The sequence below is a fragment of the Streptomyces sp. NPDC051064 genome (assembly GCF_044455985.1).
GTDB lineage: Bacteria > Actinomycetota > Actinomycetes > Streptomycetales > Streptomycetaceae > Streptomyces.
The window spans coordinates 294134-307521 of sequence record NZ_JBITFK010000009.1; the positions used below are offsets into that span (position 1 = coordinate 294134).

Sequence of the window (13388 nt, forward strand, 5' to 3'; positions counted from 1 at the left end):
CCCGGCCTCCGCACGTCCGCTACTGGTTGGCCAGGACCTGGTTGACCTGCTGCTCGGCGGTGTCGAGCAGCTTGTCGATGTCGGCGTCCTTGTTGGTCAGGACCGCGGACATCGCGTTGTCGAGGATCTTGTAGATCTCCTGGGCCTTCGGCGGCTCGGCCTTGCCCTGGACGGGCTTGTCCATGAAGGCCTTGAAGTTCTCGACGGGCATGGTGGCGTTGGCGACACGCTCGGCGTCGTCCGTCGTCTTGCTCTCGCCGAGGAAGAAGTTGGGCTGCGGAAGTCCGACGGGGAGGTTGTCGGCCTTCCTGCGGCCCCAGTCGAACTGCCCCTTCTTCGGCGTGAGGTTCTGGAAGTTCAGCCAGGCGACGGCAGCCTTGATCTTGTCGGGCGAACTGCCCTTCTTGATCATGTAGTTGTTCCCGCCGAAGAGCGTGCCCTCGGCGCCGGGGATCGGGCCCATGCCGAAGTTCTCGTACTCCGCGCCGAGCTGCTGCACCATGTACGTGATGTCGTCGGGCGCGGCGAGGAACATGCCGAGCTTGTCGGTGGCTATCTGCTTCTGCAGATCACCCCACTTCAGCAGCTGGGTCTTGCCCATGCTGTCGTCCTCCCAGCGCATGTCGTGCAGCTGCTGGAGGACCTGCTTGCCCTTGTCGTCGTTGAACGCGGCCTTCTTGCCGCTCGCGTCCACGACGTCGCCGCCCAGGCCGTACTGCGTGGCGGTGAAGTGCCAGCCGCCGTTGTTGCCGGCGCTGTACTCGCCGAATCCGGCGATTCCGTTGCCCAGTGCCGCGATCTTCTTGCTCGCGGCGCGGACCTCGTCCCAGGTCGCCGGCGGGGTGTCGGGGTCCAGCCCGGCCTCTGTGAACAGCTTCCGGTTGATCATGAGGCCCATGGTGTAGTTGCTGGTCGGCAGCGCGTAGAGCTTGCCGTCCTTGCGGGCCACGTCGAGCACCTGGGGCTGGATGTCCTTGAACGCCGGGACGGACGTGCCGTTGACGTACGCGGAGATGTCCTCGGCGCCGTCGTTGTCCAGCACCTGCTGGAGATCGGTGAAGTACGCGTAGAACACGTCAGGTTGCGACTTGCCCTTGAGCATGGCCGTGAAGCGCGGCGGCTCCAGGCACTGACCGGGCGTCGACTTTCCGTCGATCCTGACGTTCGGGTACTTCTTGTTGAACGTCTTGACGTCCTCGTTCCACTCGCGCAGTTCCGCGGCCTTCGCGGCCGGCGGCATACAGTCGATCGACAGCGTCACCTTGGCCTTCGGGTCGAGCGGCGCGGCCGGATCGGAGGAGCCGCTGCCGGAGTCGTCGTTCCCGTCGCCGCTGCTGCTCGTGCCGCAGGAGGCAAGGGCGGTCAGGGCGAGCGCGGTGACGACGGCGGCCGCGGAGGCACGGCGGGTACGGCGAAACCCAGCACTTCTCATCGGTGGTCCCCTTCGGGCATGAGCACGGAAGGCCTCGGCCGACTGTCTGCCGGGGCGCGGCATACTCAACCACCGGCGACAAGTGAGCGCAATATCTCGCGCAGTTTTCGTAAATGTTTGACAGCGCTCCGCATGTGATGAGGCGCCGGGTATCAGCATCCCGGCGCCTCGATGGAGCACTCCTGTACGGCTCGACCCGGACGAGCAGGGCGCAGCGCGCCGCCCGACCGACCTCCGGGGTAACGGCCCGTCAGGGACCGTCTGAGAGTGATCGGCGGCAGGCAGTCCGCAAGAGACGGACTTATGACTGCAAGAGGTTACGTAGCCGCGGGGTGCCTCCCGGGGGCCGTTTCCGGCACCCGGGGAGCACCCCGCCCGCCCGCTTCGACCTCCTTACGGGGTGATGTTGATCTTGAAGGTGGAGGTGGTGTTCTTCACGTCCTGGGCGTTGCCGCTGAACTTCAGCCCGTTGAAGGTGACCTCACCGACGGCAGGTCCCTGCCCCGCCTCCGGCATCTCGTTGGCCCACAGACCGAAGCCGGACTTCGCGTCGAACGCGTCACCGCTCTTGCGCGCGCCCGAGATCGTGATGTCGGTGAGCACGGTGTCCTTGATGGGGAACTGCGGCCGGCCTCCCACGTAGTTCGTCTGGAACATGATCCCGCTGTACGTCGGGTCGACGATGTCCACGTTCGAGATCCGGATGCCCTGGAAGACCTTGGAGGCCGAGAACAGCCAGATCCCGGGGAAGGTCTGCGTCCCCCAGAAATGACCACCGGCCCGCACGACCGAGACGTTCTCGATCGCCGTGGGGCCGGTCCCGAACCCGTTCATCGGGTAGCCGAAGTCCAGCGAACTCACGGTGATCCCGGAGTACACCAGGGTGTCGGCGATGTGGATGTTGCGGAAGGTGTTGTCGTAGCCGCCGTACACGGCCACTCCCGCCGCCCGCCACGTGAGGATCGACGTCAGGTTCTCGTACACGTTGTTCTTCATGTCCGCGCCGCCGGAGTCGATCGCCGAGAACAGTGCGAAGCTGTCGTCCCCGGTGGCCCGCGCCTCGTTGTTCGTGACGTGGTTGTCCGTGGAGCCGTTGGTCATGTTGATGCCGTCGGCGAACATGTTGCGGATCCGGGAGTTCTTGATGGTGATGTTGTCGGTGTTGGCCCCCCAGTAGAGGCACACCATGTGTTCGTTCCAGATGTTGTCGATCACGATGTCCGAGACGTTGGAGAAGTCGAACACCTTGCCCGGCCCGTCGATCCGCGATGTGTAGTTGCCGAAGTAAGCGAAGTCGGAGAACGACGAACCCTTCGCACCGGCCTCCGCACGGAATCCGATGTCGGTGTTGTCCTGCGTGGACGGGGCGTGGAACCGGGTGAACCACGGCCCGGCACCGGCCACCTTCACGGCCTTGCCGTAGACCTGGAACTTGCTCGAGGTGGAGTAGTCACCGGCCGGGAGGTAGACGCCTACCAGGGTTCCGGTGGTGTCCATCCGGACCTTGTCCAGGGCGTTCTGCACGTCCTGGTGGGTGAAGCCGGCGGGCACGGTGTACCGGGCGGGATCGGGGTTCGCCTTCTGGGCGGCCTGCTCCAGGCTGACGAAGTCGATCGCGTACGTGCTGGTGTTGGCCGCGTCCTTCTGCAGCCGGATCTTGCTGCCCGCCGGGACGGTCTTCCCCAGCATGACGTTCGCCTCGTCGTAGATGTGCCGGGGTGCGCCCGAGCCGGGGTCGTTGCCCGGTCCGGTCTCGTTCCCGTACAGCCAGGCGTACTTCGAGGTGAGGTCGATCGCCTTGAGGAAGGTGCCGTCCACGTAGACGTTCAGCTTCGAGTCGATGCCGCCGCCGCCCGCGGAGTCCGGGATGGAGAACCGGGTGACCAGGGTGTTGGTGCTCGCCCGCGTCGTGAACTCGACGTAGTTTCCGGTGCTGTCGAGCGTCACGGCCTTGCGGCCGGACGCCTCGCCCGCGATGTCGCCGACGGTCCTGTTGGGGCCGACGACCTTGGCTCCGCCGCCGGTGACACCGTCCTCCGCCTCGTACATGTCGTACGGCATGTTGGCGCCGCGCCCGACGAAGAGCGATTCGGTGCTGGTGTTGTTCGCGCGCTTCACCGGCAGTTCGTTGGCGTCGTCGGCAAGCACCACCTTCACCGTGTACGAGCCGTTGGCAGCCGTCCAGGTGCCCAGGGAGACCGGTGACGTCGTGGAACCCGCCGCGATGGCGCCGTTGTGCGCGCCGGTGAGGGTCTTGACCGTTGCTCCCTCGGAGTCGATCAGGCTGAGGGTGATCCCGTGGCTGCCGCTCGCGGACGCCACGGAGCCCTGGTTCTTCACGGCGACGGAGAAGGTGACCGTGTCGCCGTTCGAGGGGCCCGACGGGGAGGTCGTGACCGCGCTCGCCACGAGGTCGGAGCTGGACACCGGCTTCACGACCAGCGGGGTGCCGCTGGTGAAGCGGTTGTTCGTCTCGTTCTGCTCGATGATCTCGCCCGCCGGGTCGACGACCGCCCCGAGCGTGTAACTGCCTGCGTCGCGGGTCCCGATGGACGCGGTGACCTGGGCAGAGGCGCCTGCGGCAAGAGCGCCCACCGAAGCGGTGGCGACCTTGGATCCGCCGAGCTCGAAGTCCAGCTTCCCGGCGGGAGAGGCGACCGCACCGGAGTTGCGGACGGTGGCCGACAGGGTGACGGCGTCCGATTCCACGGGGACCGAGGGCGAGGCGGCGACCGCCGTGACCTGCAGGTCCGGGTTGGGGGCCGGAGCGCCCAGCACCTGGAACTCGGCGACCTGACCTGCGCCGGATCCGGTGTTGGAGGTGAACTTCAGCTGGACGTCGGCCACCCGGGCGGTGACCGGGATCGTCACCGTGTTGCCCGTCGCCGGGTTGAACGCGTAGTCCTTGGCGGCGGCCAGGCTCGTGAACGAGGTGGCGTCCTGCTCCCGTCCGAGTACCTGGATGTTCTGGGTGCGCGCTCCCCAGCTGCTGTCGGGGTTCAGCTTGACGACGACGCTCTCCGTGTCGGCGTCGGCACCCAGCTTGACCGTCAGCGTGTTGGGGTAGCTGCCGCCCGCGCCCTCCCAGTATGTGCTGAGGGAGTTGTCGTTGGCGTTGGCCGCGACGAACGTGTGGACCACCGAGGACGCGGTGATCGGCTTGGAGACGGCGAGGTTGGACGCGGCACTCGTGGATCCGTTGCGCGTCACGGTGTTGCTGGCGCCGGAGACGTTGCCCGCGGCGTCCTTGGCCCGCACGACGTAGCTGACGGTCGTGGCGGCGGACTGGGTGTCGGTGTACGTGGTGACGTCGCCGGCCACGCTCTTGCGGAGCACGTTGTTGGCATAGACGTCGTAGCCCGTGACACCCTTGTTGTCCGAGGAGGCCGTCCAGGTCAGCTTGATCAGGCCTGTCGACGGCTCCGTGAAGGCCAGACCGGACGGCGCGGTGGGCGCCTGCGTGTCACCGGAGTCGCCGGCGCGGGTGACGGTGTTGCTGTTGCCCGACTGGTTACCCGCCGCGTCCTTGGCCCGGACGTAGTAGGAGACGGTCTCGCTCGCCGGGCGGGTGTCGGTGAAGGTGGTGACGCCGCCCGCCACACCGGTCAGAAGCGTGTTGTCGGCGTAGACGTCGTAGCCCGTGACACCGGTGTTGTCCGAGGATGCCGTCCAGGTCAGCTTGATCTGGCCTGTCGACGGCTCCGTGAGGGCCAGACCGGACGGCGCTGTGGGCGCCTCCGTGTCACCGGTGGCCGGGCCGTAGATCTCCAGTTCGGAGAGCTGGGCGGCAGGCTGGACGGAGTTGGCGGTGACGAGCACCCGCACGTAGCGGGTCGTGGTCGCGTCGAAGGAGATCGTCGCCGACTGCCCGCCCGCGGCGTTGAAGGTGTACTCCTTCGACGCGGTCAGGTCGCTGAACTCCGCTCCGTCGGCGCTGCCCTGGATCTTCAGGGTCTGGGAGCGCTGCTCCCAGCCGTCGGGCAGCCGGAGCACGACCCTGTCGACCCGGACCGAGGAACCGAGGTCGGCCTGGATCCACTGCGGGAGGTCGTTGTTCCTGCTCTCCCAGTAGCTGGCCCGGTTGCCGTCGTTGCCGTTGGAGGCCACATACGTCTCGGTGTAGCTGCTCGCCCTGAGCGCCCTGCCCGCTGCGAGATTGGCCGAGGACTCTCCTGCGGCCCTGACCTCCAGCTCGGAGAGCTGCGCGTTCTGCCACCCCGTGTTGGCCGTGACGTTCACGCGCACGAACCGCGTCTGGGTCGCCGGGAAGGCTATCGTCACGGCGTTGGAGGTGCCGGGGCTGAAGGTGTACGTTGCCGAGCTCTTCAGCGTCGAGAAGCTGGTGCCGTCGGCGCTTCCCTGGAGCGAGAGGGTCTGCTGTCTGCTCTCCCAGCCCGTGGGGAGCTTCAGGGTCACCTCGTCGACCCTGGCGGCCGACCCGAGGTCGGTCTGCACCCACTGGGGCAGGGTGCCTCCGGTGCCTTCCCAGTACGTCGACCGGTTGCCGTCCGTCACGTTCCTGGCGGCGTACTCGCCGCCGGCACTGCTCGCCGCCGCGGTCCGGCCTGCGGCGATGTTGGGGCCGTCGGCCGCCGCTGCGGTGAGCGACGGCCATCCGATCATCAGAAGACTGGTGGCGACCATGGCGGAAAGCGTCCGCCACCTCCAGCGTTGGGCTCTCATAAGTCCCCGATCTCCAGCCTCGGCGCGGGACACGCCGAGGGCGCGGCTCTGTCGGCACAGCTCTGCGGCACTTGTTTCTGCGCACACCGAGCTGAGTTTTGCGCTTGGCGGTCAGAGAGTTGCAGAGAAATGCGAGAGCGTCCACGGTTGGGACAGAAGCCGGAGCACGGCGGGGCGCCACGGGGAGTCGCACAAGGGCCGTTCCAGAGGGCCAATTTGGAGAGGAAGGCATGGCGGGATCACGCTCCCTGACACATCCTCAAGAGCGTAAGTTATTTGCGTAACACTGCAAGCAGCCCGAAAGTGCCTGTTCCACAGCACAGCGAAAAGCGGGGCCCGCAGGACGCGGACCCCGCTCCGGTGGACCGGCCGGGGGTCTAGAGACCGCCGACGTAGAGGAGCCGGTCGGGCGAGCCGGCACCCAGGCCGGCCAGGACGTCGGGGGTCGCCTCCGCGGCGAGCCAGTCGGAGACCTCCTGCGGCGCCGCGTCGGGGTGCTGCTCCTTGTAGAGCGCGGCGGCACCGGCGACGTGCGGACTGGCCATGGACGTTCCGCTCAGGGTCGTGGAGCCGCCGCCGAGGTTGGCGGACACGATATCCACGCCCGGGGCGTACAGCCACACACAGGTACCCCAGTTGCTGAACGTCGCCTGCCGGTCCTGGTCGTCGCCGGCCCCCACGGCGAGCACGCCGTCGGCCCGCGCCGGGGAGACGTCACAGGCGTCCTGGTTCTCGTTGCCCGCCGCGACCACGGGCAGGGTGCCCTCCGCCGCGAGCGCGTCGAACGCGTCGTCGACGGCCGACGACGCGGGTCCGCCGAGGGAGGCGTTCACGACGGCCGGCTGCTCGGCGTTCCGGGCGATCCAGTCGAGGCCGGCGATGATCCCGGCCCAGGAGCCCGAGCCTTCACAGTTGAGCACCCGCACCGGCACGAGGGAGGCCGCGGGCGCGACCCCGTACGTCGTACCGGCCACGGTCCCGGCCACGTGCGTGCCGTGGCCGTTGCAGTCCTCACCGTTGCGGCCGTCACCGATCGCGTCGTACCCGGAACCCACCCGGCCGCCGAACTCGCCGTGGGCGGATTCGATGCCGGTGTCGAGGATGTACGCGGTCACACCCTGACCCGTGCCGTCCACGTCGTACGTGCCGTCCAGCGGCAGGTTCCGCTGGTCGACGCGGTCCTGGCCCCAGCTCCCGGCGACGGCCCGCTTCCCGGCCGCCTCGGCGGCGGGCGGCGAGACGGAGGCCTCGCTGTTCTCCTCGACCGCCTGGACGCCCGTCGCGCCGCGCACCTTCTCGAGCTGCGCGGGTGTCAGAGACGCCGCGAACCCGTGCAGGACCTTGCTGTACGTGAAGAGGGTACTGACCCCGATCTGCTCGGCCATGGCAGCCGGCGTCTGCTCGGGCGAAACGGTGACGATGTACTGACCGGGGACGGCCCGGGCCGACTTCTGCACCGGCACGAGAGTCTCGCCGGCGTCTGCCGTGGCCGTGGTGGTGCCGATCAGGGGGGCGATCAGCAGTAGAGCGGCTGGTGCCCAGCGGGCGCGCAGGCGCATGCGTTCTCCCTTGAGGTGGAGGAGCGGATCGCGGACCTGTCAGGTCCGCGAAGTGCGAACACCTGACCTTTCGTCCACATCTCCGGCGAGCCTGAGCCGCGTCAGCCGGACAGCGCAACGATCGGCGCCGGGGCAGGCCCATTCGGCCCCATCGCATGAAAGGTTTCAAGACCTCCTTGCGAGCGAAGATAGACCCGGCCCAGGAGGGCGTCAATGCCACAGACAGCAGGCATACAACTATCAGTCCAGAAAAGGCATTATCGCGGAATAACTCTTGACAGTGAGCGGTCAAAACCCTAGCTTCACCGAAACTGAAACGATTCACCACCGCATCGTTACGGAGCCGCGTTGTGATCAGCAGAAGACGACTGCTCAGCACCACCGCCGCCACCGCCGCGCTCGCCGCGGTGTCCGCACCTCCCGCCGGTGCGTCAGGACCCGCGCGGGCCGCCGCGGGCGGCCGGGCTCGCGTCACCGAGCCGACCGTCGAGTACGTACGCAATCCGCTGGGCCTGGACACCCCGCGTCCACGACTGAGCTGGCCGGTCGCGTCGGACGGCGCGGGCCGGAGCCAGACCGCCTACCAGGTGCGCGTGGCCACCTCCTCCGACCGCCTGGGGAAGCCCGACGTCTGGGACAGCGGCAGGGTCGAGTCCGCACAGTCCCTGCTGGTCCCGTACGCGGGCCCCGAGCCGGTGTCCCGCACACGCTACTTCTGGTCCGTGCGGATCTGGGACGCGGACGGCCGGGCCTCCGCGTGGAGCGAGCCGTCCTGGTGGGAGACCGGTCTCCTGGACGCCTCGGACTGGTCGGCCGGGTGGATCGCCGCGCCCGAGGCGCTGACCGGCACGCCCGCTCTGGACGACGCGTCGTGGATCTGGTTCCCCGAAGGTGATCCCGCCGTCGGGGCACCCGCCGCCACACGGTGGTTCCGCGGCCGGGTGGAGGTTCCGGAGGGTGTCACCCGCGCCCGGCTGGTCATGAGCGCCGACGACGGGTTCACCGCCCGGGTGAACGGCGTGCAGGTGGCGCACACGGAGGCCGACGGCCCCGCCGAGAACTGGAGGCGTCCGGTCCTCGTCGATGTGTCGGACCATCTCGCCCCCGGCGTCCAGGTGATCGCCGTGTCGGCGACGAACGCGGTCAGCGGACCTGCCGGGCTGCTCGGAGTGCTGGAACTGACCACCGCCGACGGCGTGGTCACGTCCGTCACCGACGCGGGGTGGCGGGCCACCGACGAGGAACCGCCGGGAGACTGGCACTCCCCCGGCTACGACGACACGGCCTGGCCCGCCGCCAAGGCCCTCGCCCGCTGGGGCTCCGGCCCCTGGGGCGAGGTGAAGGTGGCGTACTCCCCCGCCACCCAGCTGCGCCGGGAGTTCGAGCTCGGCCGCAAGCGTGTCGCACGGGCCAGGCTCTACTCGACCGCCCTCGGCCTGTACGAGGTGTCCCTCAACGGCGAGCGCGTCGGTGAGGACCGGCTCGCCCCGGGCTGGACGGACTACAACAAGCGCGTCCAGTACCAGACGTACGACGTGACCGGTCTGCTGGCGCGGGGCGCCAACGCGCTCGGGATCACGCTTGCGGCCGGGTGGTACGCGGGGAACATCGCCTGGTTCGGGCCGCATCAGTACGGTGAACGGCCCGCCGCGCTCGCCCAGCTGGAGGTCACCTACGCCGACGGGTCGACCGAGCGCGTGGTGTCGGGGAGCGACTGGCTCACCGCGGCGGGACCGGTCACCGGGGCGGACCTCATGGCGGGTGAGGACTACGACGCCCGGCTGGAGACCGCCGGATGGACACGCGCCGGCTTCGACGCGGCCGGCTGGCTCACCGCCGACAGCGTCGACGGGGTGACCGCGGCGCTCGTGGCCGAGGTGGACGGCCCCTGCCGTGTGGAGCGTGAGCTGACCACCCGTGAGGTGACCGAACCGGAGCCCGGTGTCTTCGTGTTCGACCTCGGCCAGAACATGGTGGGGACCGCGCGCCTCACGGTCTCCGGACCGGCCGGCACCACGGTGCGGCTGCGGCATGCCGAGGTGCTGAAGCCGGACGGCACGATCTACACGGCCAACCTGCGCACCGCCCGCGCCACGGACACGTACACGCTCAAGGGAGGCGGCCGGGAGACCTACGAGCCCCGCTTCACGTTCCACGGCTTCCGCTACGTCGAGGTGACGGGATATCCCGGCACGCCGGGCCGCGACGCGATCGTGGGCCGTGTCATCCACACCTCGGCGCCGTTCACCATGGACTTCACCACCGACGTCCCCATGCTCGACCAGCTCCACCGCAACATCACCTGGGGGCAGCGCGGGAACTTCCTGTCCATTCCGACGGACACCCCGGCCCGCGACGAACGGCTCGGCTGGACCGGCGACATCAACGTGTTCGCGCCCACCGCCGCATACACGATGGAGTCGGCGCGCTTCCTCACGAAGTGGCTCCACGACCTGCGCGACGCCCAGACCTCCGACGGCGCCTTCACCCATGTCGCCCCGGACCTCCCGGGCGTCGGCAACGGCGCGGCCGGCTGGGGCGACGCCGGGGTGACCGTGCCGTGGGCCCTGTACCAGGCGTACGGGGATGTACGGGTGCTGGAGCAGTCCTGGTCCTCGATGACCGACTGGCTGGAGTATCTGGAGGCGCACAGCACCGGGCTGTTGCGCCCGGCGGATGGGTTCGGCGACTGGCTCAACATCGAGGACGAGACGCCCAAGGACGTCATCGCCACGGCCTACTTCGCCCACAGCGCCGATCTCGTGGCACGGACGGCCGAGGCGCTGGGCAAGGACCCCGCCCCGTACCGGACGCTCTTCGGCCGGGTGCGCGGCGCGTTCCGCGCGGCGTACGTCTCCGCGGGCGGCCGGGTGAAGGGCGACACGCAGACGGCCTACGTGCTGGCGCTGTCCATGGATCTGCTGACGGAGGACGACCGGGGACCGGCGGCGGACCGTCTCGTGGCGCTCATCGAGGCGAAGGGCTGGCATCTGTCGACGGGGTTCCTCGGCACCCCTCGGCTCCTGCCCGTGCTCACGGACACCGGCCACACGGATGTCGCCTACCGGCTGCTGCTCCAGCGGACCTTCCCGAGCTGGGGCTACCAGATCGACCGTGGTGCCACCACGATGTGGGAGCGCTGGGACTCGATCCGGCCGGACGGCTCCTTCCAGGACGCCGGGATGAACTCCTTCAACCACTACGCGTACGGCTCTGTCGGTGAGTGGATGTACGCGAACATCGCGGGCATCGCCCCGGGCGCCCCCGGCTTCCGGAAGATCCTCGTGCGCCCCCGGCCGGGCGGCGGGGTGACCCGGGCCGAAGGGCGGTTCGACTCACGGTACGGGCCTGTCGCCACGCGCTGGAGGAAGGACGCGGACGGCTTCGTCCTCAGCGTCGCACTGCCGGCGAACACGACGGCCGAGGTGTGGGTACCGGGCGGCGACGAACGGAGTGCCGGCCGGGGCCCGGCGGACTTCCTGCGGCTGGACGACGGGTGTGCGGTCTTCGCCGTGGGGTCGGGCACCCACCGGTTCACGGCCGCCGGCTGAGCACACGCGTGCCCTGTGGGACCCGTCCCACAGGGCACGCGGAGCGCTCTTCGCCAAACGAGAGGCCTAGCCAACGGCCTCGGTGAACGGCGTGGTCCCGGCGGCCACTCGGAGCACCGCGACCCCCCGTGACGGAAGGACCAGGCCTCCGCCGGTGGCCGGCGGGGGCCCGGCAAGGATCTCTCCCGTCACCGTGGCGAAGGCGACGGGCTCGTCCGTACGGTTGACGAGGAACCAGTTCGCGTGGGTGCCGTCGGTCCGCACGGTCAGCTCCACCAGCCCTCGGACGTCGGCGGGAAGCTCGCTGAGCACTCCGGCGCCGGACAGCAGGGGCCCCAGCACGTCGGGCAGCCCGTGGGAGCCCAGCCGGGTGGAGACGTAGGCGGCGGAACCGCCATCCGCCAGGGCGCGCCGGGTGACGGCGGGGCGCCCTGCCTGGTCCCCGGTCACGTAGCGCGCCTCCACCGTGACCTCGGGGTCGGTCAGGTCGATCCGGTCGGTCCACAGCGTGCCGGTCAGGCCGTTGTCGAGCCGCACGTCCTCGCCCTCGCGCAACGGGCCGAACTCCTCGATGCGGATACCCAGCAGATCGCGCAGCGCGCCCGGGTATCCGCCGAGGTGGACGTGGTCGTTCTCGTCGACGACACCCGAGTAGTAGGTGGTGGCGAGGTGACCGCCGCCGCGCACGTAGGAGTCCAGGCGCCCGGCGAGCTCCAGGGGGACGACGTGCAGGAGGGGGGCCGCGACGAAGTCGTAGCCGGTGAGGTCGGCCGCGGTCGTGACCACGTCCACCCGGACGCCCAGGGACAGGAAGGCCGAGTACCAGTCGAGGGCCTCCTGCCGGTAGCGCACCAGGGAGGACGGCTGGGAGTCGCGTTCGACGGCCCACCAGGATTCCCAGTCGTACACCAGGGCGGCGCGAGCCGGCTGCCGCACGGAGCCGGTGACCGGTGTGAGGGACTCCAGCGTCCGGCCGAGGGCGGTCACCGAGCGGAACAGCTCACTGTCCGGGCCGGCGTGGGGCACCATCGCGGAGTGGTGCTTCTCGGCGCCGGCGGCGGACTGGCGCCATTGGAAGAAGCAGACGGCGTCGGCCCCGTGGGCGACGTGGACCAGGGAGTCACGGGCGAGTTCCCCCTGGCGCTTGGCGACGTTGACGGGCTGCCAGTTGACCGCGCTCGTCGAGTGCTCCATCAGGAACCAGGGCCTGCCCCCGGCGATGGAGTGTGTGAGGGCGGCGGAGAACGAGAGCTCGTCGAGGCGCTGCGGCCCCGGGTGGGCGTAGTGGTCGTTGGAGACGAAGTCGATCTCCGCCGCCCAGTCGGGGTAGTTCATGCCCTGGGTCCCGCTCATCACCATGAAGTTGGTGGTGGCGGGGATCTCGGGGGTGATGCGGCGCAGGATCTCGCGTTCGGCCCGGAGGTATTCCTTCAGCGCGTCCGACGAGAAGCGCTTGAAGTCGAGCTGCTGCGTCGGGTTGGCGTGGCTGGCGGCCAGTCGCGGCGGCTGGATCTGTGACCAGTCCCCGTAGTGCTGCGACCAGAAGGAGGTGGCCCAGGCCCGGTTGAGCTCCTCCAGTGTGACGTACCGGGCGCGCAGCCAGTCGCGGAAGGCCTGGGCGGCGTCGTCGGAGTAGTCGTAGATGTTGTGGCAGCCGAGCTCGTTGGAGATGTGCCAGGCGACCACGGCGGGGTGGTCCGCGTAACGGGTGGCCATGGCCTCCACCAGCCGCAGGGCGTATCCGCGGAAGACGGGTGAGGTGGGCCGCCAGTGCTGCCGCGAGCCCTGGGAGAGCGTCTCCCCCGTGCGGGTGACCGGCAGGATCTCCGGGTGCAGGGTGGTGAGCCAGGGCGGCGGCGAGGCGGTGGCGGTGGCGAGGTCCACGTCGATGCCGTTGCTGTGCAGCAGGTCGAGCACCTCGTCCAGCCAGTCGAAGTCCCACCGGTCCTCGGCCGGCTGGAGACGGGCCCAGGAGAAGATGGCGACGGAGACGATGGTGACCCCGGCCTCGCGCATCAGCCGGACGTCTTCCTTCCACACCTCGCGCGGCCACTGCTCCGGGTTGTAGTCGGCCCCGTAGGCGAAGCGCGCGGGGCGGTCGTCGGAGGGCGGGCGCAGCCAGTGGCGCTCGGAGGCGGGGGTCATGAAGATCCTTTCGGATGC

At 69.4% G+C, this 13388-nt stretch carries 5 protein-coding genes; 1 reads left to right on the forward strand and 4 read right to left on the reverse strand.

The genetic code is table 11. The annotated features are described in order from the left end of the window. Positions 1–19: 19 nt before the first annotated feature. The 3 genes from ACIBCU_RS30170 to ACIBCU_RS30180 form a co-directional block, all read right to left on the reverse strand. Positions 20–1432, reverse strand: coding sequence for an extracellular solute-binding protein (locus tag ACIBCU_RS30170; RefSeq protein WP_399235298.1), 1413 nt, complete (start codon positions 1430–1432; stop codon positions 20–22). 393 nt (positions 1433–1825) lie between these two features. Next, the gene (locus ACIBCU_RS30175; protein WP_399235300.1) at positions 1826–6115 is read right to left on the reverse strand and encodes a discoidin domain-containing protein; all 4290 of its coding nucleotides are present in this window, start codon (positions 6113–6115) and stop codon (positions 1826–1828) included. A 377-nt stretch (positions 6116–6492) separates the two neighbouring features. Beyond that, positions 6493–7674 (reverse strand): S8 family serine peptidase, encoded by a 1182-nt coding sequence (locus ACIBCU_RS30180; RefSeq protein WP_362932095.1) that lies wholly within the window; start codon positions 7672–7674, stop codon positions 6493–6495. A gap of 350 nt (positions 7675–8024) precedes the next feature. Between ACIBCU_RS30180 and ACIBCU_RS30185 the strand changes: the two genes are divergently transcribed. Then, the gene (locus ACIBCU_RS30185; RefSeq protein WP_399235302.1) at positions 8025–11225 is read left to right on the forward strand and encodes an alpha-L-rhamnosidase; all 3201 of its coding nucleotides are present in this window, start codon (positions 8025–8027) and stop codon (positions 11223–11225) included. Between the two features lie 66 nt (positions 11226–11291). Here the strand turns inward: ACIBCU_RS30185 and ACIBCU_RS30190 are convergent, their stop codons facing one another. Further along, entirely contained in the window at positions 11292–13370 is a 2079-nt protein-coding gene (locus ACIBCU_RS30190; protein ID WP_399235304.1) for a beta-galactosidase, read from the reverse strand. Positions 13371–13388: the final 18 nt, after the last annotated feature.

Excerpts from the sequence above, each read along its gene's own strand:
- ACIBCU_RS30190 (WP_399235304.1), bottom strand. The coding sequence starts at position 13,370 with ATGACCCCCGCCTCCGAGCGCCACTGGCTGCGCCCGCCCTCCGACGAC.
- ACIBCU_RS30175 (WP_399235300.1), bottom strand. The coding sequence starts at position 6,115 with ATGAGAGCCCAACGCTGGAGGTGGCGGACGCTTTCCGCCATGGTCGCC.
- ACIBCU_RS30180 (WP_362932095.1), bottom strand. The coding sequence starts at position 7,674 with ATGCGCCTGCGCGCCCGCTGGGCACCAGCCGCTCTACTGCTGATCGCC.
- ACIBCU_RS30170 (WP_399235298.1), bottom strand. The coding sequence starts at position 1,432 with ATGAGAAGTGCTGGGTTTCGCCGTACCCGCCGTGCCTCCGCGGCCGCC.